The organism is Xanthomonas arboricola pv. juglandis, assembly GCF_001013475.1.
In the GTDB taxonomy this organism is placed as follows: Bacteria; Pseudomonadota; Gammaproteobacteria; order Xanthomonadales; family Xanthomonadaceae; genus Xanthomonas; species Xanthomonas arboricola.
Window position 1 is genome coordinate 350803 of sequence record NZ_JZEF01000004.1, and the last position, 24277, is coordinate 375079.

Consider the following 24277-nt stretch of genomic DNA (forward strand, 5'->3'; position numbering starts at 1 on the left):
GCATGCAGCTCCCGGCGTTGTATGTCACCGGCACCGACACCGGCATCGGCAAGACCATGGCCAGTACCGCGCTGCTGCACGCACTACGCGCGCAAGGCCACACGGCGGTGGGCATGAAGCCGGTGGCCAGCGGCTGCGAACGCACCCCGCAGGGCTGGCGCAACGAGGACGCGCTGGCGCTGCAGACCGCCAGTGCCCCGCAACCCGATTACGCCACCCTCAATCCCTATGCCTTGCCGGCACCGCTGGCGCCGGAACTGGCCGCCGCCGAGGTCGGGGTGACCCTGTCGCTGGAGCCGATCGCCTCGGCCTTCGCGCAGTTGCGCGCGCAGGCCGAGGTGGTGGTGGTGGAAGGGGTCGGCGGCTGGGCCGCGCCATTGAGCGCCGACCTGGACCAGGCCGATCTGGTCCGCGCACTCGCGCTGCCCGTCGTGCTGGTGGTCGGCATCCGGCTGGGCTGCATCAATCACGCTCGCCTGACCGCCGCGGCGATCGCCGCCGACGGGCTGGACTGCATCGGCTGGATTGCCAATGAGGTGGACCCGCAGATGGAGCGCATCGAGGAGAACATCGGCATGCTGCGCCAGCGCTTGGCGATGCCGTGCTGGGGCCGCATCGCCTGGCGGCCGGGCGCCGATGCCGCAGCGCAGTCGCTGGGCCTGCACGTGCCGGTCTGAATGACATGGGACATCTGGCGACCGCGTAACTGCTGCGCGATGCGCTCGGCTACCAGGATCCCCAGACGCTGTTCGAAGCTTGCGCGCAGTGCGGCACTCGCACTGCGTCCCGGCGTTTTCCAGGGCATGCCTGCGCAACGCCGCCATACCGCCGGTCGAATTGGCAGCACGCGCAATGCGCAGACAATAAAAAAGCCCGACAGAGGGAGGGATCTGTCGGGCCGGATTGCATGGGGGGAGGGACCCATGCAAAGACGCTGAATTTTTTGTTGGCGGTTACGTGCGCCGGGTCTTGCCTTTGGCGGCCTGCTCGTTGTTGGCCTCGAACTGCTGCTTGGCCAGTTGGCCGAGCGCATCGGATGCCTTCAATCCCAGTCCGACCATTTCGTGATTCACCGAGGCCAGACGTTCCAGGTTGTCGCGGGCCAGTTGCAACCCCTTCGGCCAGAGCGTCTGGTAGGCGCCCAGGTCGCGGGCCTGGGCAAATTCACCGAAGAAGCTGGTGGTCGCACTGACGTTGCGTTCGAGCGTCTTCAGCTGCAGGCCAAACGCGTTTTCAGCGTGTTCCATCGCCAACTGGTTGGCGCGTGCCGCTGCGGAAGCGAAGCTGTTGAAGCCGTTTTCGAACTGCGCCGACATTGCGAACCCCTTGGGGAAGGCTGTGACCGTTGTTGCGTTGCAGCATACGCGGATATTGCTGCGATGCAACACGTTTGCTGAAAGTTTCCAAAACCGTCTGCAAAGCCTTTTGAAATCAATCCATTATCCATGCCGCAGAAATGGCAAGGCCGCCCTGGCGGCGGCCTTGCGTCACATGACTGCGCTGCGCGATCAGCCGCGATAGCGGCAGCCGGAGGTGCAGGTTTCGTGCACCACGATCTCGCTTAGCTGCGGCAGCGCCGGCTTGAGCTGGTTCCAGATCCAGATCGCCAGCCGCTCGCTGGTCGGGTTTTCCAGTCCCTCGATATCGTTGAGGTAATGGTGGTCCAGGCGGTCGTAGATCGGTTGGAAGGCGGCCTTGATGTCGCCGAAATCCATGATCCAGCCGGTCTGCGCGCCGGGTTCGCCGCTGACATGCAGCTCGACCCGGAACGAATGGCCGTGCAGGCGGGCGCACTTGTGGCCGGGCGGCACATTGGGAAGCCGATGCGCGGCTTCGAGCGTAAAGACTTTGAAGATATCCATACGCGACATTGTAAGTGCGCCGATGCCTGCCGGGCTGACCTGTCGCGGCGGCCCAGCGCATCTGGGTCCTCGCGTGGCACCACGGCATGCGAGGGCCGCGTCGCGCTGGAGCGCCGCCTGGCCGCACGCGGTCCGATGCGCGTCCTACCGCGTCCGGCCAGCGACGTGTGTCACCGCGCGTCATATCTCTATGCAGATCTGTAATTTTTGTTAATCGATTGCGCATGGCCCACTGCAAAACCCCCATTCATGGATGCCGTGCGTGAAGCGCCCGATGCCTTATCTGCTGTCTGCTGCCGTTCTGTCGGCGCTGATTCCCCTTGCCCATGCCGACGACGCGACACCCGACACGGGCAAGACCCTGGCCACCGTCAGCGTCACCGGCTCCAATATCAAGCGCACCGACAGCGAAGGCCCGAACCCGGTGCAGGTGATCGACCGCCAGCAGCTGGAGCAGTCCGGCAAGGTCACCGTGGCCGACGCGCTACGCTCGATCTCGGCCAACACCGGCAACGCCACCAACGAAACCACCAACAACGGCTGGGCGTCCGGCTCGGCGGGCATCGGCCTGCGCGGGCTGTCGCAGAAGAACACCCTGGTGCTGCTCAACGGACGCCGCCTGGCCAACTACGGCTTTCCCGCCAATGGCCTGGGCGACACCTTCGTCAACCTCAATGCACTGCCGCTGGTGGCGGTGGAACGCATCGAAGTGCTCAAGGACGGCGCCTCTGCCGTGTACGGCTCCGACGCGGTGGCCGGGGTGGTCAACATCATCACCCGCCAGGATTTCCAGGGCGCCGAGCTGGGCTTGAGCGGCGGCACCTCCGATCAGGGCGGCATGGATACCCAGCGCGCCAAGTTCATCGGCGGCATCGGCGACCTGGACCGCGACGGCTACAACATCCTTTTCAGTTTCGACGCCTACAACCGCGACCGGCTGGATCAGGACCAGCGCGCGCTGACCCGCTCGGGCATCTACACCGACCTGCCCGGCGGGCGCTGGAACGGCTGGTCGGCCAAGGGCGCGCGCTACCTGGTCGGTGGCCGCTCGGTGCCGATGCTGGATGCGCAAGGCAACTGCCCCACCGGCACTGTACTCACCGCCAGCGCGCCGATCGACGGCCTGGCCGGCGACACCTGCGGCTTCAACCAGGCCCCGTTCACTACGCTGATTCCCTCGACCAAGCGCTATCAGGCCTACACCAACGCCACCTTCCGGCTCAGCGACAATGTCGAAGCGTTCGGCGAGGCGCTCTACAGCGAGGTCAAGGGCGTGTCGATCTTCGGCTCCAGCCCTTACTTCACTCTGGAAGGCGGCCGCTTCGCCTTGAACGCCAGCAGCGGGCTGGCCGAGCCGGTGTCCAACCTGCTGCCGGCCTCCAGCCCATACAACCCGTACGGCGCCGCGGTGCCGATCGAATACACCTTCTTCGACCTGGGCCAGACGGTCAAAACCAATCGCTCGCAGTCCTACCGCTTTCTCGGCGGTGTGCGCGGCAAGACCGAACGCTGGGATTGGGAGGCGGCTGCGTTCGCCGCACGCAGCACCGAGCACGAAACCGTGTCCGGTGGCTTCGCCAACCGCTTCACGCTGGCGCAGGCGCTGGCTGACGGCAGCTACAACCTGCTCAACCCGTCCGCCACGCCGCAGTCGGTGATCGACGGCATCAACCTCAGCACGCTGCGCCCGGCGCAATCGACGCTGCGCGGCGTCGACGCCAAGGTGTCCGGCAACCTGTTCGAGCTGCCGGCCGGCAGCGTCGGGTTCGCTGCCGGCGCCGAGTGGCGGCAGGAGGAACTGGTCTCGCGCAATCCCTGGCAGATCGACCAGGGCCTGCAGATCCGCCCCGCGATTGCCGCGGTGGATGGCGAGCGCAGGGTGTCGGCGCTGTATGCCGAGGTCAACCTGCCGCTGCTGCGATCGCTGGAACTGCAACTGGCCGGGCGCGGCGATCACTACAGCGATTTCGGCGAGGCGTTTTCGCCCAAGGCCAGCCTGCGCTGGCAGCCGCTGGACGCCGTGCTGGTGCGCGCGGCCGCCTCGCGCGGCTTTCGCGCACCGTCGTTGTCGGAGAATGCGGCCAGCACCAATATCTCCTACGGCTCGGTGGTCGACCCGTTCGATCCGGACGTGCCGGGCTCGCGCCAGAACCCGACCTTCTTCACCGTCGGCAATACCGCGCTCGAACCCGAGCGCACGCGCAGCTACAACCTGGGCGTGGTGCTGTCGCCGTGGGCCGACACCAGCCTGAGCGTGGACTGGTACAAGATCGAACTGGAGAACCTGGTCGGCACCGGCAACAACGCCACCATCGTGCAGAACAACGACCCGGCCGACGTGATCCGCAACGAGCGCGGCACGCTGGTGGCGGTGTACAACCGCTACCAGAACCTCAGCGAGCTGACGACCTCGGGGATCGATGTCGAACTGCGTCAGCGCTGGCGCACCGAGGCGGCCGGCAACTTCGGCCTCAATACCGCCTATACCCATGTGCGCGATTACCGCCGCCCCACCGTGGTCGGTGGCCCGTTGCAGGATTACGCCGGCAGCAATCTCGGCCCGTCGCTGCCACGCAACAAGGCCACCACCACGCTGGACTGGAACCTAGGCACCGTCAACGCCGCACTGACCTGGTACTACACCGGCGGCTACGACCAGAAGGCCAGCACCGCGGCCACTGCCGTGCAGTCGCGCGTGGGCGATTACAACCAGTTCGACCTGTATCTGGGTTACACCGGCATCGACAAGCTGACCCTGTACGCCAAGATCGAGAACCTGGCCGACAAGCAGCCGCCGGTCGATGCCTCGTTCCCGGGCATTCGTGCGCCTTACGACTTCACCCAGTACGACCTGCGCGGGCGTTATTTCACCGTGGGCCTGGACTATCGATTCTGATCGGAATACGCACGGCCCATGCACGCCCGTGCGATGGTGGCTGTGTGCTCGCCAGCGTCGTGCATCAACCCAATCGCGGTTTACCCCGGACACTTTATTCAAGGAACTACGATGACCTCTTCGCAGCACGCCTGGCTACTCGCCCTGGCATTCGTCGCGCCTGCCCTGGTTGCACAACCTGCGGCACAACCCGCTGCGCTGCCCGGTTACGACGCCGATGCCGCACAGGCGCAACGCGCGCTGGAAGCGCGTTTCGATAGCGGCCTGAAGGACGCCGATTATCGCGGCTGGTTGAAGCAATGGTCGTCGGCGCCCAATCACGTTGGCGCGCCGCATAACCTGGAGAACGCGCGCGATCTGCAAACGCGCTTGCGCGGCTACGGTTGGGATGCGCGCATCGAAACCTTCGAGGTGCTGTGGCCCTCGCCCAGGAGCTCGCAGCTGGAATTGCTCGGCCCCAAGCCGTATGTCGCGCGTCTGAAGGAGCCGCCGCTGCCGGGCGACAGCACCTCCACCCAGACCGAGAACGTGCTGCCGCCGTATGTGATCTACGGCGGCAACGGCGATGTCACCGGCGATCTGGTCTACGTCAATTACGGCATCGCCGAAGACTACGAAGCGCTGGCGCGCAACGGCGTGGATGTGCGCGGCAAGATCGTCATCGCCCGCTACGGCAAGGGCTGGCGCGGGCTCAAGCCGCGCTTGGCGCAGGAGCATGGCGCCATCGGCGCGATCATCTATTCCGACCCGCGCGACGACGGCTATTTCCAGGATCGGGCGTATCCGGATGGCCCGGCGCGCAACCAGTGGAGCGTGCAACGCGGCTCGGTTGCCAATTTCGCGATCTATCCCGGCGATCCGCTGACTCCGGGCGTCGGCGCCAGCAAGGGCGCCAAACGCCTGAAGATCGACCAGGCCGGCAGCGTGTTGAAGATTCCGACCCTGCCGATCAGTTGGGGCGACGCGCAGCCCTTGCTGGCCGCGCTGGGCGGGCCGGTGGCACCGGAGGACTGGCGCGGCGCGCTGCCGATCACCTACCGCATCGGCGGCGACGACACCGCGCGCGTGCATCTCAAGGTGGATGCGGAGTGGGGTAGCAAGACCATCTACAACGTCATCGCCACCCTGCGCGGCAGCGAGTATCCGGACCAGTGGGTGGTGCGCGGCAATCACCGCGACGGCTGGGTGTTTGGTGCGGCCGATCCGCTCTCGGGTACCACCGCCTTGCTGGCCGAAGCCAAGGCGATCGGCGAGCTGGCCAGGCAGGGGCAGCGCCCCAAGCGCACGCTCGTCTACGCCAGTTGGGACGGCGAGGAGGCCGGCCTGCTCGGCTCCACCGAATGGGCCGAACAGCACGCCGGCGAGCTGCGCCGCAAGGCGGTGCTGTACGTCAACACCGACGGCAACGGGCGAGGCTTTCTCACTGCCGGCGGCAGCCATGCGCTGCAACGCCTGGTCAACGGCGTGGCGGCAGATCTGCGCGACCCCGACAGCGGCGTGAGCGTGCTCGAACGGCAACGCGCCCGTGCCCGCATCGACGCGCTGGCACCCACCGCCAAGCCGGCGCAGAAGGACATCGCCAAGCAGCTCGCGGCCGGCGGCGACGTGCCGCTGAAGGCACTCGGCTCGGGCAGCGACTACAGCCCATTCCTGCAGCATCTGGGGCTGACCACGCTGGATCTGGGCTATGGCGGGCAGGGCGGCGGCAGCGGTGTCTATCACTCGCTGTACGACTCCTACGATTATTTCGCGCGCTACATCGACCCGGACTTCAGCTATCTGCCGCTGTTGTCGCAGACGGTCGGCCGCACGGTGCTGCGCGTCGCCAACGCGCCGGTGTTGCCGCAACGCTTCGGCGACTTCGCCGACGCGGTGGCCGGCTACGCGCAGGAGCTCAAGCAGCAGGCCGACAGCGACCGCACTGCCGCCCGCACCCAGGCCGCGTTGTTGCAGGCCGGTGCCTATGCCGCGGTCGATAACCCGAACCGGCCGCAACGCGCCCCCGAGCCGAAAGCTGCGGTGCCGCAGATCGACTTTGCCGCACTGGATCAGGCCATTACCCGCCTGCAAACCAGCGCCAGACGTTATGACGATGCACTGGCATCGCGCGGCGGCGGGTTGGATGCACGTGTGCGCGGCACGCTCAATGCTTCGCTGCAGCGCATCGACCAGACCCTGCTGGCCGAAGGCGGTCTGCCGGGACGGCCGTGGTACCGGAACCTGATCTACGCGCCCGGCCTGGCCACCGGATACGAGGTCAAGACCTTGCCCGGCATCCGCGAAGCGCTGGAGGACCGGCGCTGGGAGGATCTGAGCGCCTACATCGTGCAGACCGCCGCGGTGCTGGATCGGTATCGCGAGGCGATCGATCGCAATACGGCGTTGATCGAAGGCTAGGGATGTGACGGGCTGCGTTGGGAGGCTACGCGCAGTCCTGTTCGCACCGCATCGCCCGCATCGTCTGCGCCACGCCCACAAAAAAGCCGCCCCGAAGGGCGGCTTTTTCTTTCAGTTCAACGCAGACCTGGGCGCCGGTCGCACCGGCGCACAGGAGTCAGCGCGTACCGCTCGGACGCTGACCGCCACGGCCACCATCGCGACGGCCTGCGCCGGCACCGGCGGCAACACCGGCCTGACGCGGACCGCTGCTGCGCTGGCCACCCGGCTTCTTCGGGCCGGCATGCGCATGCGCCTGACGCGGTGCATCGCCATGCGGACGACGGGCGTGGCTCTTGCGCGGGGCGCGATCGCCACCCGGCTGCTCGGCACGGCCCGGCGCGCTATTGCCCCAACGGATCGGGGTCTGCGGCTCGTAGCCCGGCACGTCGCGGATTTCCACGTCGCGGCCCAGCATGCGCACGATCTGGCGCAGCAGCTTGGCTTCGTCCTGCGCCACCAGCGAGATCGCCTCGCCGGTGGAGCCGTTACGGCCGGTGCGGCCGATGCGGTGCACGTAATCCTCGGCCACCATCGGCAGGTCGTAGTTGATGACCTTGGGCAGCTGGTCGATGTCGATGCCGCGCGCGGCGATATCGGTGGCCACCAGCACGGTCACGCGGCCGGCCTTGAAGTCGCTCAGCGCGCGCATGCGCTGGCCCTGGCTCTTGTTGCCATGGATCGCCGCAGTCTTGATGCCGGACTTCTCCAGGAACAGCGCCAGCTTGTCGCTGCCGTGCTTGGTGCGGGCGAACACCAGGGTCTGCTCGCGGCTGTCCTGTGCCAGCAGGTGCAGCAGCAGGTCGCGCTTGCGCGCGCCATCGACCGGGTGCACGCGGTGGGTGATGCTCTCGGCCACGGTGTTGCTCGGGGTGACCTGGATCTGCATCGGGTTGCGCATGAACTCCAGCGCCAGCTGCTTGATGTTCTCTTCGAACGTCGCCGAGAACAGCAGGGTCTGACGGTCCTGGCGCGGCAGTTTGGTCAGGATGCGCTTGATCGACGGCAGGAAGCCCATGTCGAGCATGCGATCGGCTTCGTCCAGGATCAGCACTTCGATGCCGGACAGGTCCACGCTGCGGCGCTCGATATGGTCGATCAGCCGGCCCGGGCAGGCGATCAGCAGGTCCACGCCGCGACGCAGGGTGTCGAGCTGGTTGCCCATGCCCACGCCGCCGTAGATCACCGCGCTCGGGATGCGCAGGTACTTGCTGTAACCGCGCAGGCTGTCGTGCACCTGGGTGGCCAGCTCGCGGGTGGGGGTCAGGATCAGCGCGCGCGGCTTGCGCGGGCCGTTGACCGGCTGCGGCGAGGTGCCCAGGTGCTGCAGCAACGGCAGGCCGAACGCGGCGGTCTTGCCGGTGCCGGTCTGTGCGCCGGCCAGCAGGTCATGCCCTGCCAACACCAGCGGGATGGCCTGCTGCTGGATCGCAGTGGGGGTTTCGTAACCCTGCTCGGCCAACGCGCGCAGCAGGAAGGGCGCCAGGCCCAGGGATTCAAAAGACATCAGGAAGCTCCAAGTAAAGCGTCGCCGCCAGGCCAGGCCCGGAGCGCAAACGCATTGCAGATGCAAAAAAGTGAGGCTCGGAGCGTTCCCGTGAACCGCGCTGCGAGATGGTGGAACAACCCAATCAAGAAGCGATGGGTTTGTCGGCACCACGAAAGGCGTCGGGTGGGGCGGGCGAGCGGATCGATCGATCCTGGCCTCGCCGGCTGTCCCTAAGGGAAACGGACGGCCGCATGCAGACCGGGCCAGTGTACGCGCGTTTGGCGCGCTGCACAAAAGGCGAGTTCATCGGTTGGGCTACGGGTCAGTTGTTTCAGTTGCAACCACTGTTGCGGCAGGCCGTACAATCGACCGATCAGCCACAGCACAGGACGGTCATGAAGCTAGGTTCCCTGAAGGAAGGCGGCCGCGATGGCAGCCTGATCGTGGTCGCGCGCGACCTGCGCACCGCGGTCCGCGCCACCGGTATCGCGCCCACGCTGCAGCGCGCGCTGGAAGACTGGAGCAATGTCGCGCCGCGCCTGAATGCCTTGTCGGCCTCGCTCAACGAGGGCAGCGCCGATGGCGTGTTCGATCTGGATCTGCAGGCGCTGGCCGCACCGTTGCCGCGCGCCTACGAGTTCGTCGACGGCAGCGCCTACCTGCCGCACGTCGAGCGCGTGCGCCGTGCGCGCAATGCCGAGGTGCCGGAAAGCTTCTACACCGACCCGCTGATGTACCAGGCCACCAGCGCCGGGTTCTACGGCCCGCGCGATGCGATCAAGGTGATCAGCGAAGACCACGGCATCGATCTGGAAGCCGAGCTGGTGGTGATCACCGACGATGTGCCGATGGGCGCCTCGCCCGAGCAGGCCGCCGCGCATATCCAGCTGGTCGGCCTGGTCAACGACGTGTCGCTGCGCAACCTGATCCCGGCCGAGCTCGCCAAGGGCTTCGGCTTCGTGCAATCCAAACCGCGCTCGGCGCTGTCGCCGGTGTTCGTCACCGTGGATGAACTGGACGAGGCCTGGCGCGACAACAAGGTGCACCTGCCGCTGGTCACCCACGTCAATGGCGCCTGGTTCGGCGCGCCGGAAGCCGGCAACGACATGCAGTTCGACTTCGCCCAGCTGATCGCCCACGCCGCCAGGACGCGGCCGCTCTCGGCCGGCACCATCGTCGGCTCCGGCACCATCGCCAACCAGGACACCACGCTGGGCGCCTCGTGCTTTGCCGAGCAGCGCGTGGTGGAAACCCTGCGCGACGGCACCCCGAGCACGCCGTTCCTGTCCTTCGGCGACGTGGTGCGGATCGAGATGTTCGCTGCCGATGGCGCCAGCATCTTCGGTGCGATCGAACAGCGGGTCGAACGTCAGCCGCTGCCATGACATCGGCAAGGGCGCCTGCACAACACTGCATGCGAGGCCGGGCATGAGCGCGCCACTGGAATTGTTCTCGTACTGGCGCTCCAGCGCCGCGTATCGCGTGCGCATCGGCCTGCACCTGAAGGCGCTGGCCTACCTCGCGCATCCGGTGCATCTGGTGCGCGACGGCGGCGAGCAGCATGCACCCGCCTACGCGCAGCTCAACCCGCAGGAACTGGTGCCCACGTTGCGGCACGGCGCGGTGGTGATTCCGCAGTCGCTGGCGATCCTGGAGTATCTGGAAGACGCGTTCCCGGACAGCACGCGGCTGCTGCCCGCAGCGCCGGCCGCGCGCGCCCGCGTGCGCGCCCTGGCGCAGGTGATCGCCTGCGACGTGTATCCGCTCAACAACCTGCGCGTCACCCAGTTTTTCGAGCGCGAATGGCAGCTGGATGCCGCGCAGCGCCAGCAGTGGACACGGCACTGGATGGAGCGCGGTTTTGCGGCGCTGGAAGCGCAGTTGGCCGGTGATCCGCATACCGGCACGTTCTGCCACGGCGACACGCCGGGCCTGGCCGATTGCCTGCTGATCCCGCAGCTCTACAATGCGCGCCGTTTCGACGTCGATCTGGTGGCGTATCCGATCCTGCAGCGTATCGAACAGGCCTGCCTGGCATTGCCGGCATTCGCTGCGGCGCGGCCGGAAATGCAGGCCGACGCGGTGCCGGCCTGATCGGCGACAGGCGTTTGCCTGGTGCGGGGGCGCATCCGCGTTGAATCGCAGCCCGGGCAGCGCAGGTACCGGTAGCGAGCGGTTGTCGGCTGGCTGGGCGGCACGCAGGCGGGCGAGCCGTCTCCGTGCGCCGAGCATCGGCCGCGCTCGGCGGCACTCATGGGTTGATCAAAGCTAGCCGCTGCGCTGTCCCAACCGTGCGCACCGCTCGTGCGCCGGCAACGGCCCTGCGCGATCCGCTGCTCCGGGCAAATGCGCGGCAACCGCGCGCACTTGCCGACGATCAGATAAAGCCGTGGCTGATCTTCGGCGCTGCTGCCGTTTCGTAATCTGCGTACGGGTCGTGCTCGCCGGAACCGCCCTCGGACAGGCGGAACTTCAGCGCCAGGCCATCGCGCGAGTCGGCCGCGCGCAGCGCTTCCTCCTGCTCGATTTCGCCGGACTTGACCATGCGGAACAGGCACTGGTCGAAGGTCTGCATGCCTTCTTCCAGCGATTCCTCCATCGCCTGCTTGACCTCGTGCACCTGGCCACGGCGCAGCAGGTCGCGGATCATCGGCGTGTTGAGCAGCACTTCGGTCGCCGGCCGGCGGCGTCCGTCCACACCCTTGACCAGGCGCAACGACACCACGGCGCGCAGGTTCAGCGCCAGGTTCATCAGCACGTTCTTGTGCGCGCTTTCGGGGAAGAAATTGAGGATGCGCTCGATGGTCTGGTCGGCATTGTTGGAGTGCAGCGTCGCCAGGCACAGGTGGCCGGTCTCGGCGAAGGCGATCGCCGCCTCCATCGTCTCGGCATCCAGGATCTCGCCGATCAGGATCACGTCCGGCGCCTCGCGCATCGCGTTTTTCAGCGCGCTTTGGAAGGCGTGCGTGTCCAGGCCCACCTCGCGCTGGTTCACGATCGACATCTTGTGCTTGTGCAGATATTCGATCGGGTCCTCGATGGTGAGGATGTGTCCGGTGGTGGTGCTGTTGCGGTGGTCGATCATCGAGGCCAGCGAGGTCGACTTGCCAGAGCCGGTCGAGCCGACCACAAGCACCAGCCCGCGCGGGGTCATGATGACGTCCTTGAGCACCTGCGGCAGGTTGAGCTCTTCGATGCTGGGGATCCGGCTGCGGATGGCGCGGATCACCATGCCCACCTCGCCGCGCTGCTTGAACACGTTCACGCGGAAGCGCCCGGCGTCGGACAGGGCAATGGCCATGTTGAGCTCCAGCTCGCGCTCGAACTGCGGTACCTGGCCTTCGTCCATCAATGAATAAGCGATTTTCTTGACCATTCCCGGCGGCAACCCCGTATTGCCGAGCGGGTAGAGCTTGCCTTCGATCTTGATGTACACCGGTGCGCCGGTGGTCAAGAACATGTCCGAGGCATTCTTTTCGGTCATCAGCTTCAGGAAGTAGCCGATATCCATGCGCAATGGTTCCCCAACAAACAGCAGCGTCTCGTTGCAAGTCCGCCGCAGGCTTCCGACAATGGCCGTGCTCGAGACTTCTCGCTACGGCTCCCCTAATGACGGCTAGCTTCGCATACTTGCGGCGATCCCTGTATGGCATCGCCTGTTTCATGGTTCTTTCCTCTCCGGCTGCCGCCCAGGTGGCACCGGAGCTCACCGCCGCCGAACAGGCCGTGCAACGCGCCACCCAGGCCGATGCCGACCAGTACGCCCCTGATCTGGTCAATCTGGCCCGCCAGGAACTGATGCAGGCCCAGCAGGCTCAACTGGACAAGCGCCAGCGTAAGCAGGTGCCACAGATCGCCTTGCGCGCAGCGGCTGACGCCGATCTGGCCAAGGCGCGCAGCGAAGAGGCGGTGGTCACCGCCCAGCTGGAACAGCGGCGCAAGGAAGTGGCGCAACTGCAGAACAGCCTCAACACCGGGGAGGCCGGCCGATGAAACTGCGCCCGCTTCTTTATCTCGGTGTGCTGAGCCTGGGCACCCTGCCGTCGCTGGCAATGGCGGCCAAGGACGACCCGCAGGCCGACGCGCTCAACCGGCGCCTGGCCGCGCTGCAGAACGACCCGCAGACCAATGAACTGGCCCGCTTCGAGCGGCTGCAGGCGCAGCAGAGCGTGGCGGCGCTGGCCGAGGCCAAGCGGCGCGACCGCGACGAGCTGGTGTTTCTGGCCGACCGCCGGGTCGAAATCGCCGAACTCACCGCCCGCACCGCACTGGCGCGGCGCGAGCTGGATCGGCTGGAAGGCACTCGCAACGACCTGCTGATCGAAGCCAGCCGCCGTGACGCCTCGCGCGCGCGCCAGGAAGCCGAGCGTCTGCGCGTGCAGGCGCAGATCCAGGCCGAGGAGGCCGAGCGCATGCGGCAGGCGGCCGAACAGGAGACCCTGGCCCGCCAGGACGCCGAGCTGGCGCTGACCAGCGTGGCCGGCAAGCAGACCGCCAAGCTCAATGCGGCCCAGCAAAAAGCGGTGCAGCTGGCGCATGAAGAAGCCGAGTTGGTGGCCGGAGCCAAGTTGCCGTCCGCCAAGTTCGACAGCCGCGGCGAAGTGTTTTCGCTGGGCAGTGGCGCCTTCGGTGGCAAGGCCGCGCTGTCCGGCGATGCCGCGGGGCAGGCCAAGGCGCTGGCCGAGTATCTGAACATCGGCAAGAAAGGCCGGGTCAGCATCGTCGGCTACGACAGCGATGCGGCCACCGCCAAGAAGCGGGCCGAAGCGTTACGCGATGCCCTGGTGGCTGCAGGCGTTGCCAGCGCACGGCTGCAGGTCAATGGCACCAAGGCCGCCGCCAGCAAGACGCGCGCTGCCGAGGTGGTTGTCTCGCCGTAGTGCAAGTGGTTGGAAGTTAAGGTCTTTTAACCCGGGCATGACGCCCGGTTGAACCGCGGTCACTGATTGAGGCAGGGAACGGCAAAAGCAGCCGTTCTGGCCTTGAACCCCCTCCGCGACCGGCGTAGGGTCGTACTCCCGGGCAGCACTCCGCTGCCTGGAAGTACGGAGGGCCGGGCCAGTGACGCAAGGGCACGTATCAACGCAGTTCGGTGGACAGCTTTTTGGTTCCGCCAGTGCGCTTGCCATTGTGATCCGCGAGTCTTCCATCCCCAAGCAGCGCCCCGTGCCGCCCGCGGCCGGGGCGTTCTTGTTTTAAGTGTTTCAAGTGAAGGAGGTAACGCCATGTTCGAAGGGCAACCGCAGACCGAAATCGACGCATTGGTCAAGTCCGATCCCGAGTTCAAGCAGCTGTACCAACGCCACAAGCTCTTGAACAAGAAATGCATGGATGCCGAACTCGGGGTGCTCCCCATCGACGACGTAACCTTGGGCCAGATGAAGCGCGAGAAGTTGCAGGCGAAAGAAAAGCTCACCCGGATGTACGACCAGCTCACCCACTGATCCTTCCCCACCGCTAGAACAAGTTCACCGCCGCGGGCGGTGGCGGCCTCCTCGTCGGCTTGCCACCGTCCGCGTCTTTATTTGCGCCACCCCGTGCCACGCGCCTGGCGGCAGGGCGCGATGCCCGTCTGGCGGCCGCGCAGTCAGGCCGATGGTAGTGGCGCAGCGCTGGTTGAGCCTGCCCGTTCACAGGCCGGCGCGATCGGTTCCAGTCTGAATGAGCATTCGCCAGCCGTTCGTCGGATAATGGGCGGCCAAGCCCCGCGCGACGCAGTGACGATATTCCGATGGCGATCCATTCCTCCGTACTCGAACTGATCGGCAACACGCCGATCGTCAAGGCACAGCACCTGGACACCGGCGTCTGCGAGCTGTTCCTCAAGCTGGAGGCGGCCAACCCCGGTGGATCGATCAAGGACCGCATCGGCCTGTCGATGATCGAGGCGGCCGAACAGCGCGGCGACCTCGCCCCGGGCGCGACCTTGGTCGAAGGCACTGCCGGCAACACCGGCCTGGGTCTGGCACTGGTCGCCCAGCAGAAGGGCTACCAGTTGATCCTGGTGGTGCCGGACAAGATGAGCCGCGAGAAGATCTTCAACCTCAAGGCCATGGGCGCCCAAGTGGTGCTGACCCGTTCGGACGTGGCCAAGGGCCACCCGGAGTACTACCAGGACCTGGCCGCCAAGATCGCCGCCGAGACCCCGGGCGCCTACTTCATCAACCAGTTCGGCAACCCGGATAACCCGGCTGCGCACGAATTCGGCACCGGCCCGGAGATCCTGGCGCAGATGGACAACGATCTGGATGCGATCGTGTTCGGCTGCGGCAGCTCCGGCACCATGACCGGCCTGTCGCGCGCCTTCGCCACCGCCTCGCCGCACACCGAACTGGTGCTGGCCGACCCGGTCGGCTCGATCCTGACCCAGTACATCGAAGAGGGCACGGTCAGCGAGAAGTCCGGCAGCTGGCTGGTCGAAGGCATCGGCGAGGACTTCCTGCCGGACATCTCCGATTTTTCGCGGGTCAAGAAGGCCTATTCGATCACCGACGCGGAAAGCTTCCACACCGCGCGCGAGCTGCTGGCCAAGGAGGGCATCCTCGGCGGCTCGTCCACCGGTACCCTGCTGGCCGCCGCGCTGAAGTATTGCCGCGAGCAGACCACGCCCAAGCGCGTGCTGGTGTTTGTCTGCGATACCGGCAACAAGTACCTGTCCAAGATGTACAACGACTACTGGATGCTGGACAACGGCTTCCTGGAGCGCCCGCAGCACGGCGACCTGCGCGACCTGATCCTGCGCCCGTACAACAAGCGCGACACCGTGGTGGTCGGGCCGAAGGACCTGCTGACCACCGCCTACCAGCGCATGAAGCTGTACGACGTCTCGCAGCTGCCGGTCATCGATGACGGCGAGCTGGTCGGCATCGTCGACGAGAGCGACGTGCTGCTGCATGTGTACGGCGACGAGGCACGCTTCCGCGACCCGATCTCCACCGCCATGGTCAGCAAGCTCGATCGCCTGGATGTCGCCTCGCCGATCGAAGCGCTGCTGCCGGTGTTCGACCGCGGCCAGGTCGCCATCGTCATGGACGGCAACCAGTTCCTGGGCCTGATCACCCGCATCGACCTGCTCAACTACCTGCGCCGCCGCGTGCAGTGATCGCAGCTGGCCGCGCGCCCGGATGGGACGCGCGGCACCGGCCATTCAGACCTGCTTGCTACAATCCGCCACTTTTTCCGGGAACCTCCATGTCCAATCGCACCACACCCAGCCACGATGGCGAGCGCGAACTCTCGCTCGCCACGTTGGCGATCCATGGAGGGCAGTCGCCGGACCCCAGCACCGGGGCGGTGATGCCGCCGATCTACGCGACGTCCACCTATGCGCAGTCCAGCCCGGGCGAGCATCAGGGCTTCGAGTATTCGCGTACCCACAACCCCACGCGCTTTGCCTATGAGCGCTGCGTCGCGTCGCTGGAAGGCGGCACGCGTGCGTTCGCGTTCGCCTCCGGCATGGCCGCCACCTCCACGGTGATGGAGCTGCTGGACGCCGGCAGCCACGTGGTGGCGATGGACGACCTGTATGGCGGCACCTTCCGCCTGTTCGAGCGGGTGCGTCGCCGCACCGCCGGCCTGGATTTCAGCTTCGTCGACCTGACCGATGCGGCCGCCTTCGAAGCCGCGATCCGCGCCGACACCAAGATGGTGTGGATCGAGACCCCGACCAACCCGATGCTCAAGCTGGTCGATATCGCCGCCATCGCCGCGATCGCGCGCAAGCATGGCCTGCTGATCGTGGTCGACAACACCTTTGCCTCGCCGATGCTGCAACGCCCGCTCGGCCTGGGCGCCGACATCGTCGTGCACTCGGCCACCAAGTACCTCAACGGTCACTCGGACATGGTCGGCGGCATCGCGGTGGTCGGCGACAACGCCGAACTGGCTGAGCAACTGGCCTTCCTGCAGAACTCCATCGGCGGCGTGCAAGGCCCGTTCGACAGCTTCCTCGCGCTGCGCGGCCTCAAGACCTTGCCGCTGCGCATGCGCGCGCATTGCGAGAACGCGCTGGCGCTGGCGCAATGGCTGGAAACCCACCCCGCGATCGAGAAGGTGATCTACCCCGGGCTGGCCTCGCACCCGCAGCACGCACTCGCCCAGCGCCAGATGTCCGGCTTCGGCGGCATCGTCTCGATCGTGCTCAAGGGCGGCTTCGAGGCGGCCAAGCGTTTTTGCGAGAAGACCGAACTGTTCACCCTGGCCGAATCACTCGGCGGCGTGGAAAGCCTGGTCAACCATCCCGCGGTCATGACCCACGCCTCGATTCCCGTGGCTCGCCGCGACCAGCTTGGCATCAGCGATGCGCTGGTGCGGCTGAGCGTGGGGGTTGAGGATGTGGGGGATTTGCGAGGGGATTTGGAAATCGCCTTACAAGAGGGAAGTTTTTGATGATCCGGACTTTACTCAGTCGAGGGCGTCTAACAAGGTTAGTACTTGGCCCTTTCGATGCACTCAGAGAGCGTCGGGACCTGACATTGGAATTATCCAAGCGTGAAGTATTGGGCCGCTATCGTGGAGCCAGCTTTGGCCTGTTATGGTCGCTGATAAGCCCGTTTTTGCTGTTGATCGTCTACACGATTGCGTTTGGCTCAATTATGAAAAGCCGTTGGCCGCAAGTTGCCGAAGGCCAAGCGCACTTTTCATTGGTACTGTTCGTTGGCTTGATCGTGCATGGCTTTTTTGCTGAATGTTTAAGCCGTTCACCATACTTGATTATGGGTAACCCGAATTTCGTCAAACGGGTCATATTTCCACTCGAAATTCTGCCCTGGCCGATGGTCGCGTCTGCGCTTTTCCATGTGCTAATGAACACAGTCGTGTTTGCGCTGCTTCGGTTAGCTATGGATGGGCAGATATCTTGGACCATCGTACTGCTTCCGGTTGTATTGCTGCCATTGGTAGTGCTAGGGCTGGGAGTGTCCTGGTTCCTAGCCTCACTTGGAGTGTACTTCCGAGATATCACCCAGGTTACCGGTGTGCTTTCTACTGCGCTGTTGTTTCTGTCTTCGGCCATGATCCCGGAGCAGGCAATACCTGAGAACTTTGAACTGGTATTCAAGTTGAATCCGCTAACTTTCATCATTGACCAGGCGCGCGAAGTAGCACTCTGGGGGAACTTGCCAAATTTTACTGGCCTGGGGATTTACATGTGCATCGCGATAATCGTGTTCTATGCAGGCTTTGCATGGTTCAAGGCGACCCGTAGAGGATTCGCAGATGTCATCTGAGTCGATTATCCAAGTTCATAATATTGGCAAGGTGTTTCCTGTTTACCAGAAATCGCATCATCGATTGATGCAAATGCTGAGTCCGAATGAACGCAAGGCTCAGTGGTTCCGTGAGTTTCATGCGCTTGACGCGGTTAGCTTTAACGTGGGGAGGGGGGAGAGCGTAGGTATTGTCGGGCGTAACGGTTCCGGTAAATCTACCCTTTTGCAGATTATCTGCGGCACATTGGCACCCACGACGGGCACTGCGGTTGTAAATGGGCGGGTCGCCGCTCTGTTGGAACTTGGAGCGGGCTTCAATCCGGAGTTCACCGGGCGAGAGAATGTCTTCGTTTACGGCGCAGTCCTTGGCCTTTCGCGCAGAGAGATCGAAGAGCGTTTCCAGCAAATCACGGAGTTCGCCGACATCGGTGAGTTCATCGATCAACCCGTAAAAACCTATTCCAGCGGTATGTTTGTCCGCCTTGCGTTCGCCGTTGCGATCAATGTCACCCCAGACGTCTTGGTTGTGGACGAGGCGCTTGCAGTGGGCGACGCAAAGTTCCAGTCGAAGTGCTTTGCGCGGTTGCGCGAGTTACGTGACCAAGGCACGTCCATCTTGTTTGTGTCTCATTCCACCGAGCAAATCGTTACACATTGCGATCGCGCAGTACTTTTAGATGGAGGTCGTCTGTTGATGGATGGTGCGCCAAAGCAAGTAGTGCACCACTATATGGACCTGCTCTTCGGAAAAAGTCGTCCGTTGCAGACCTCGGTAAAAATTGAAGGCGGCGGCGAGGTAGAAAGCCAGCCTGGATTTTTGGCGGTGCCGCCCGCAGGGGTCGATCCATTTTCTAGTCATCCGAATTACAACCCCCATGAATATCGCTGGGGGGATCGAGCGGCCGTCCTGCAAGATTTTTATCTGCAAGTTGGCGCCCAGCCGTTTCCCCAGATCGTTTCCAGCGGCGAGGCCGGCTGTCTAAGTCTTGCCGTTCGTTTCGAACGAGAAGTAGTGCGGCCGGTACTTGGTCTTACTATCAAGAATACCGAGGGTGTCACTGTTTATGCGACCAACACCGAGATGCAAGAGATTGTCGAGATGGCGCGACTAGGCGCCGCGGGAAGTGTTATACGAATTGATGTCGACTTTGAATGCAGGCTGGGGAGTGGCGATTACTTTATCTCCGTTGGTGTCGCTAGCCGACAGGGGGATGACGTGACTCCTCACGATAGGCGCTACGATTCGATCCACTTCCAGGTCGTCTCGGAAGGATTTGTCGGGTTCAGTGACGTTGGAGCTGTGATTCGTCCTAAATTGGCCGCTCAACAAGGATTGGCAAGTTAATGTCTAACCCATATGTGGGAATAGCAAACACATATATGCTGTCTGAAGGAGTTTGGCTGCCTAAGGATCAGGCGGAAGAGTTCGGCTACAGTGATGGTGACGAAGCTGAGCAGCGAGTAGCTGCTGCAATAGCTGGTTGTGACGACGTATCACTGTTTTCGCGCTCATTATCTGAGCATCAGATCGACTGGCCATCGCGCTATCACCTCAGTGCCAGTCGCGCGAATCTTCTACGCCCTGTGGCAGATGTGCTAGGGGGACGTGTTCTGGAGGTCGGCTCAGGCTGCGGTGCTATTTCCCGCTACTTGGGTGAGCTCGGAACTAAGTTGGTCGCATTGGAAGGCAGCCAACGCCGCGCGCGAATGACGGCGTCACGCTGTCGCGATTTGTCGAATGTGCAGGTGGTAAACGACGTCCTGGAGAACTTTTCCGCTGAAGATGAGTTTGACGCAGTGACGCTCATCGGCGTGCTTGAGTACGCGAGGATCTATGGCAAGGCTGCAGATCCCGCAGCTGCGTGGCTGCGTAAAGCGCACTCATTGCTGGCTGACGACGGTGTGCTAGTTGTCGCGATTGAAAATCAGTTGGGTCTTAAGTATCTGGCTGGTATGCCGGAAGACCATGTCGGTAAGGCCATGTACGGCATTTCAGATAACTACGGCAAAAAAACCGTAGCTACTTTCGGTCGGCTTGAGCTGACGAGGATGCTTCAGGACGCAGGTTTCGAGCATGCCGAATTTCTGTTGCCATTTCCTGACTACAAATTTCCTGGCGCGGTGGTTCTTCCCGCCGGTTACGATGGTTCCTATCCGCAGTTCGATCCAAGTTCTCTCGCCAGCCAGAGCGCATCGAGCGACCCACAGCTCCCTTACGCCCCGTTATTTGCATTGGAGCGGGCTTGGACGGTGATCGGTCGCAATGGTTTGTTGGCAGATATGTCCAATTCATTCTTGGTGGTTGCCCGCAAACGGGCTGTTCCAGTTGCCAAGAGTGGATCTGTGCCGCTGGCACTGCACTTTGCAAGCGAACGCGTTCCGGTGTTTTGCAAGCAGGTTCAGTTTCAATCGAGAGTAGGTAGCAAAGAAATAGAAGTCGTCCGCAGTCGCCTTGCGGAAGATGACAATGTCGAGCGCTCGCGACCCATCAGCATGCGGTTGCTACCGGAGCCATTTCTACACGGGCGGATACACAGTCAGGCGCTGGAAGCCATAGTAACTCGCGATAGTTGGACAGCTGCTGAAGTGGCCGAATGGTTGGGGCAATGGAAGGATGCCCTGTTACACGAGGTCGAAGTGGCAGGTGATTCCACGGGGGCTGGCATGCTCCCAGGCTGGGCCTTGGATGCGTTGCCGCGTAATCTGATGCAAATGGAAGATGGCAATTACCAGTTTATCGATTTGGAATGGGTTTGGCATGGAGAGCTTGAGCTGCCCTATTTGATTTATCGGGCCATCATTGGCTCATTTACATCGTTGGTTGCAGTAGGCGCGCCTGAAGATATTTCTCATCTTCATCTCCCGACGCTGCTTCGACTACTGATGGAAATGATGGGCGCACCAGTTGGAGAGGGCGACATCGAGCGTTTCATCGATCTAGATGGCATGGTCACACGTCTGGTCTATGGGCGAGATAGTGGGCTAGGTCTGAAGAGTTTTTCAAATTTCAATTTACGATCGCTTCCTGATGTGGGAAGGATGTCAAGGGATTGGAATTCCTTGATGTCCGATACTGCGCAGCGAATTAGCGATATCAGTCGCCACTTTCAGGAAGGAATCAAGGACGGCCAAGAAGATGGGGACGCGCTTCGTAAAAGGCAAGCGCAACTTTTGGCCGAGCTGGCAATCAATGCTGAGAAGGAGCAGCTCAAGGACGCGGAGATTCGGCAGCATAAGGCAGCCACGGAAGATGCAGAAAAACGTAGGGAAATGGAAGTGGAAGCGTTACGTGAATCGTTAACCGAAAAGCTTCGCCTCAAGGAACTGGAGATTCAGGCTCTATTAGCGGCGAGTGCCGCACGTGAGCGGTTGAAGGATGCAGAAATACAGGCTCTTGCGGGCAATGATCAACTCAAGGATGCTGAAATTCAGTCGTTGATGGAGGCGCGTGCTGAACGTAATCGTGCGCTGGAAAGAAACAACACAATTCTAGAGAGAATGTTTCAGCTTGCTGAGCAAGCTCGAGAAACCGAAGTCAGGTTAGGGCGCGATTTGATTGAAACCAAGGATGCGCTTGGAATATATGAGCAATCGCTTCGCCTGGCGTCAGAGCGTGCAGCTGAACTGGATCGGCTGCTGGCATCAACTAGTTGGCGGATTACCATGCCATTGCGAGTGCTCAGGAATATGCTTCGCCCACAATTCGTTAGGCAATCGGTTGGACGTAGCCTGCGCCGCCTTTATCGCGCGCTTCCTGTGTCGGAGGCGACGCGTCAGTCAATCAAATCCGCATCCTTCCGGCTCATGCCTAGTGTATTTGGAAGGACCAATGCTTACAGGAACTGGTTGGCCGCCCGCCAGCCTGATCAGCCACAAGAGATTGTGTTGTCTCCTGCGCCGGAGTCTGTAGAGGACGGCGGCGATTCTTTCTTGCGTCGTTACACGCAAGCCATCCTGCAGCTGCCCAAACCGTCTGAAAGTGAGTATGTCGGTATTGCAGCTGGGATTGATCCCCGCGCAAACGCGGCGCGTGTCATTGCCTTCTACCTCCCGCAGTTTCATCCCTTTCCCGAGAATGACGCATGGTGGGGGCGCGGCTTCACCGAGTGGACGAATGTCAGCAAAGCAGTTCCACAGTTCGTGGGGCATTACCAGCCCCATTTACCGGGTGAACTTGGCTTCTACGATTTGCGTCTGATCGATGTTATGCGCCGTCAGGCGGAGCTGGCAAAGTTGTATGGCATTGAAGGCTTTTGCTTCCATTATTATTGGTTTGCTGGTAAGCGGCTTATGGAGCGCCCGCTCGATCAGCTACTCGCTTCTGATGTCGACTTGCCTTTCTGTATTTGCTGGGCGAACGAAAATTGGACTCGCCGCTGGGATGGCCTTGAGAACGATGTGCTCATCGCTCAAGATTACAGTGCTGAAGACGACCGTGCCTTTATCACAGAATTGGAGCCTCTGCTAAGGGATTCACGCTATATCCGTGTTGATGGGCGCCCGTTAGTCATTCTTTATCGACCCTCGTTGCTGCCTGATGCTGGCGCAACGTTGGAACGTTGGCGGCAGCATTGCCGCGAAGTGGGAATCGGTGAGCTGTTCATCTGTATGGTGCAGTTTGACAAGCTTGATCCGCGTGAATACGGCTTTGACGCCGCGGTTGAATTTCCACCTCACAAAGTCGCGGCAGGTTTGTCTTCGATTAATCACGAGTTGGAGATCGTGAATCCTGGCTACCAGGGTAATGTCGTCGATTATGCCGATGTTGTTAGCAGCGCCTTTGCCGAGGCAAAGCCGGAATATGACCTGATCCGAGGCGTTTTCCCTGGCTGGGATAATGACGCGCGCAAGCCGGGTAAGGGCTATACAGTCGCCCGTTCCACTCCGGAACGCTATCGCACTTGGCTAAGAGGAGCAATTGACTATGCCCGTCAGCACCCGGTGCGGGGCGATTCCCTAGTGTTTGTTAATGCATGGAACGAGTGGGCTGAGGGCGCGCATCTGGAGCCGGATCGTCGCTACGGATATGCATATCTGGAAGCGACTCGGCAGGCACTACGTCGTGTACCTACGCCGCGCACGCCGGAGCGGGTAGTGGTGATTATCCACGCCTTCTATCCAGAACTTCTTCCTGAGATGTTGGCGTCACTATCCGCGTGGACCGTGCCATACCGTCTTGTAATCTCTACAGTCTCTCGCAATGTGCAGGATGTGAAGGCGCGACTTGCCGATGCGGGGATGGACGCGGATGTGCAAGTTTACGAGAACCACGGCCGTGACATTCTGCCTTTTCTGGAAACCCTAAAGACGCTGGACGCTTCCGAGTCACTGGTATTGAAGTTGCATACCAAGCGTTCGCTCCACCGTGAGGACGGAGAGTCATGGCGGCGAGACATGCTCGACAAACTACTGGATCCCTATCTGGCCGCCCGCAACTTTGATGCATTCCGCCAGCAGCCAGAGTTGGGTCTCTCCGCGCCTGATGGGCATATTTTGCCGATGACGACCTACTGGGGCGCGAATGCCGATGCGGTGCATCGTCTGTCGCGACAGATGCATAGCGATCCTGTCGATCCTGCCATTGCAATGTTCGCTGCCGGCTCGATGTTCTACGCTCGTATAGAGGCAATCCAGTCAATTATTGATTTGGAGTTGACACGCGAAGATTTTGAACCTGAGGCCGGGCAGGTGGATGGAACGCTAGCGCACGCGATAGAACGATGCTTTAGTATCGCGACATGTTCGTCGGGATATTACATTGCCTCCAGTAATACACCATTTACCGAAGCCTACGGCTCTTTCAAGACATACGCTTACGCCAAGCCGACCTTGCATAAATCCTAGACGTGGTCTGGGATTGGCCCATTCTTGATGTGAAGAATGGGCCAATTACGAGCCAGCTTCCCGAATAAGACTCGATTTGGATCCCGTCGCTAATAATGTCAGTTTAGGAAATTGTTAAGCGCAAGCTGACGGCATCGTATGCCCTTTTCCTCTCATTTATATTCTGGATGTAACCGCATCGCGGCGTTCGATTTCAGAGCGAAGACAAAGAAGTGTTGTAAATCTGCACTTGATGATGCCATTTGGCTAACGGATTTCTGTTAAATGGCTGAGAGTGAGTGCTTTAATTCAGTTGCCATGCTGGGGTAGTATTAATTGCATGCCTCTGACGCATATACTCGAGCATCTACTACCCTGCAGGTCTCGCAGGTCAAACATTCAGCATAGCCCTGATCTCACTTGCGTCAGGCTACGGCCGCGTGTGAACCGGTCGAGCTCGCGGGTCGGATCCTGGGTAGTGATTGTCGCTCCCCGCAGTTCAGTACCAGCTGACGTTAGGGGTCTGCGGTTGGTGTTGATCGTGGAGCACGGCGGCCGTTAG

At 62.5% G+C, this 24277-nt stretch carries 17 protein-coding genes; 13 read left to right on the forward strand and 4 right to left on the reverse strand.

The genetic code is table 11. The features are described 5' to 3' along the window. Positions 1 to 2 precede the first annotated feature (2 nt). On the forward strand, positions 3 to 677 hold the full coding sequence (bioD, locus tag XARJCFBP2528_RS16535) for a dethiobiotin synthase (RefSeq protein ID WP_016900976.1): 675 nt from the start codon (positions 3 to 5) through the stop codon (positions 675 to 677). A 276-nt stretch (positions 678 to 953) separates the two neighbouring features. Here the strand turns inward: bioD and XARJCFBP2528_RS16540 are convergent, their stop codons facing one another. After that, positions 954 to 1316, reverse strand: a complete 363-nt coding sequence (locus XARJCFBP2528_RS16540) for a phasin family protein (RefSeq protein ID WP_016900975.1) — start codon at positions 1314 to 1316, stop codon at positions 954 to 956. Positions 1317 to 1508: 192 nt separating this feature from the next. After that, positions 1509 to 1862, reverse strand: coding sequence for a 6-carboxytetrahydropterin synthase QueD (queD, locus tag XARJCFBP2528_RS16545; protein WP_016900974.1), 354 nt, complete (start codon positions 1860 to 1862; stop codon positions 1509 to 1511). A gap of 274 nt (positions 1863 to 2136) precedes the next feature. Between queD and XARJCFBP2528_RS16550 the strand changes: the two genes are divergently transcribed. Next, on the forward strand, positions 2137 to 4758 hold the full coding sequence (locus XARJCFBP2528_RS16550; RefSeq protein WP_026064015.1) for a TonB-dependent receptor plug domain-containing protein: 2622 nt from the start codon (positions 2137 to 2139) through the stop codon (positions 4756 to 4758). A 111-nt stretch (positions 4759 to 4869) separates the two neighbouring features. Further along, on the forward strand, positions 4870 to 7155 hold the full coding sequence (locus XARJCFBP2528_RS16555; RefSeq protein WP_016900972.1) for a transferrin receptor-like dimerization domain-containing protein: 2286 nt from the start codon (positions 4870 to 4872) through the stop codon (positions 7153 to 7155). A gap of 157 nt (positions 7156 to 7312) precedes the next feature. On the opposite strand, the gene XARJCFBP2528_RS16560 is transcribed toward XARJCFBP2528_RS16555, so the two are convergent. Next, entirely contained in the window at positions 7313 to 8701 is a 1389-nt protein-coding gene (locus tag XARJCFBP2528_RS16560; RefSeq protein ID WP_016900971.1) for a DEAD/DEAH box helicase, read from the reverse strand. A 308-nt stretch (positions 8702 to 9009) separates the two neighbouring features. Here XARJCFBP2528_RS16560 and XARJCFBP2528_RS16565 point away from each other — a divergent pair, with 308 nt between their 5' ends. Further along, positions 9010 to 10068, forward strand: a complete 1059-nt coding sequence (locus tag XARJCFBP2528_RS16565; protein WP_026064014.1) for a fumarylacetoacetate hydrolase family protein — start codon at positions 9010 to 9012, stop codon at positions 10066 to 10068. Between the two features lie 43 nt (positions 10069 to 10111). Beyond that, positions 10112 to 10777 (forward strand): maleylacetoacetate isomerase, encoded by a 666-nt coding sequence (gene maiA, locus XARJCFBP2528_RS16570; RefSeq protein ID WP_016900969.1) that lies wholly within the window; start codon positions 10112 to 10114, stop codon positions 10775 to 10777. A 283-nt stretch (positions 10778 to 11060) separates the two neighbouring features. Here the strand turns inward: maiA and XARJCFBP2528_RS16575 are convergent, their stop codons facing one another. Further along, entirely contained in the window at positions 11061 to 12194 is a 1134-nt protein-coding gene (locus tag XARJCFBP2528_RS16575; protein WP_016900968.1) for a PilT/PilU family type 4a pilus ATPase, read from the reverse strand. Positions 12195 to 12292: 98 nt separating this feature from the next. Here XARJCFBP2528_RS16575 and XARJCFBP2528_RS16580 point away from each other — a divergent pair, with 98 nt between their 5' ends. From XARJCFBP2528_RS16580 to XARJCFBP2528_RS16615, 8 genes are all read left to right on the forward strand, one after another. Beyond that, positions 12293 to 12676: a DUF4398 domain-containing protein gene (locus tag XARJCFBP2528_RS16580; protein WP_039525328.1), complete on the forward strand. Its 384-nt coding sequence runs from the start codon at positions 12293 to 12295 to the stop codon at positions 12674 to 12676. Continuing rightward, entirely contained in the window at positions 12673 to 13563 is an 891-nt protein-coding gene (locus XARJCFBP2528_RS16585) for a coiled-coil domain-containing protein (protein WP_016900966.1), read from the forward strand. Before XARJCFBP2528_RS16580 ends, XARJCFBP2528_RS16585 begins: the two co-directional genes overlap by 4 nt. A 345-nt stretch (positions 13564 to 13908) precedes the next feature. After that, on the forward strand, positions 13909 to 14127 hold the full coding sequence (locus XARJCFBP2528_RS16590) for an HP1242/YdcH family protein (RefSeq protein ID WP_002814034.1): 219 nt from the start codon (positions 13909 to 13911) through the stop codon (positions 14125 to 14127). Positions 14128 to 14414: 287 nt separating this feature from the next. Then, entirely contained in the window at positions 14415 to 15785 is a 1371-nt protein-coding gene (locus XARJCFBP2528_RS16595; RefSeq protein ID WP_016900965.1) for a pyridoxal-phosphate dependent enzyme, read from the forward strand. 89 nt (positions 15786 to 15874) lie between these two features. Next, positions 15875 to 17071 (forward strand): cystathionine gamma-synthase, encoded by a 1197-nt coding sequence (locus XARJCFBP2528_RS16600; RefSeq protein ID WP_016900964.1) that lies wholly within the window; start codon positions 15875 to 15877, stop codon positions 17069 to 17071. Then, complete coding sequence (locus XARJCFBP2528_RS16605; protein WP_047127300.1) at positions 17071 to 17910, forward strand: ABC transporter permease; 840 nt, start codon at positions 17071 to 17073, stop codon at positions 17908 to 17910. Before XARJCFBP2528_RS16600 ends, XARJCFBP2528_RS16605 begins: the two co-directional genes overlap by 1 nt. After that, complete coding sequence (locus XARJCFBP2528_RS16610) at positions 17900 to 19237, forward strand: ABC transporter ATP-binding protein (protein ID WP_049805011.1); 1338 nt, start codon at positions 17900 to 17902, stop codon at positions 19235 to 19237. The genes XARJCFBP2528_RS16605 and XARJCFBP2528_RS16610 overlap by 11 nt, the downstream gene beginning before the upstream one ends. Before the next feature lie 35 nt (positions 19238 to 19272). Further along, the gene (locus tag XARJCFBP2528_RS16615; protein WP_080959851.1) at positions 19273 to 23736 is read left to right on the forward strand and encodes a glycoside hydrolase family 99-like domain-containing protein; all 4464 of its coding nucleotides are present in this window, start codon (positions 19273 to 19275) and stop codon (positions 23734 to 23736) included. Positions 23737 to 24277: the final 541 nt, after the last annotated feature.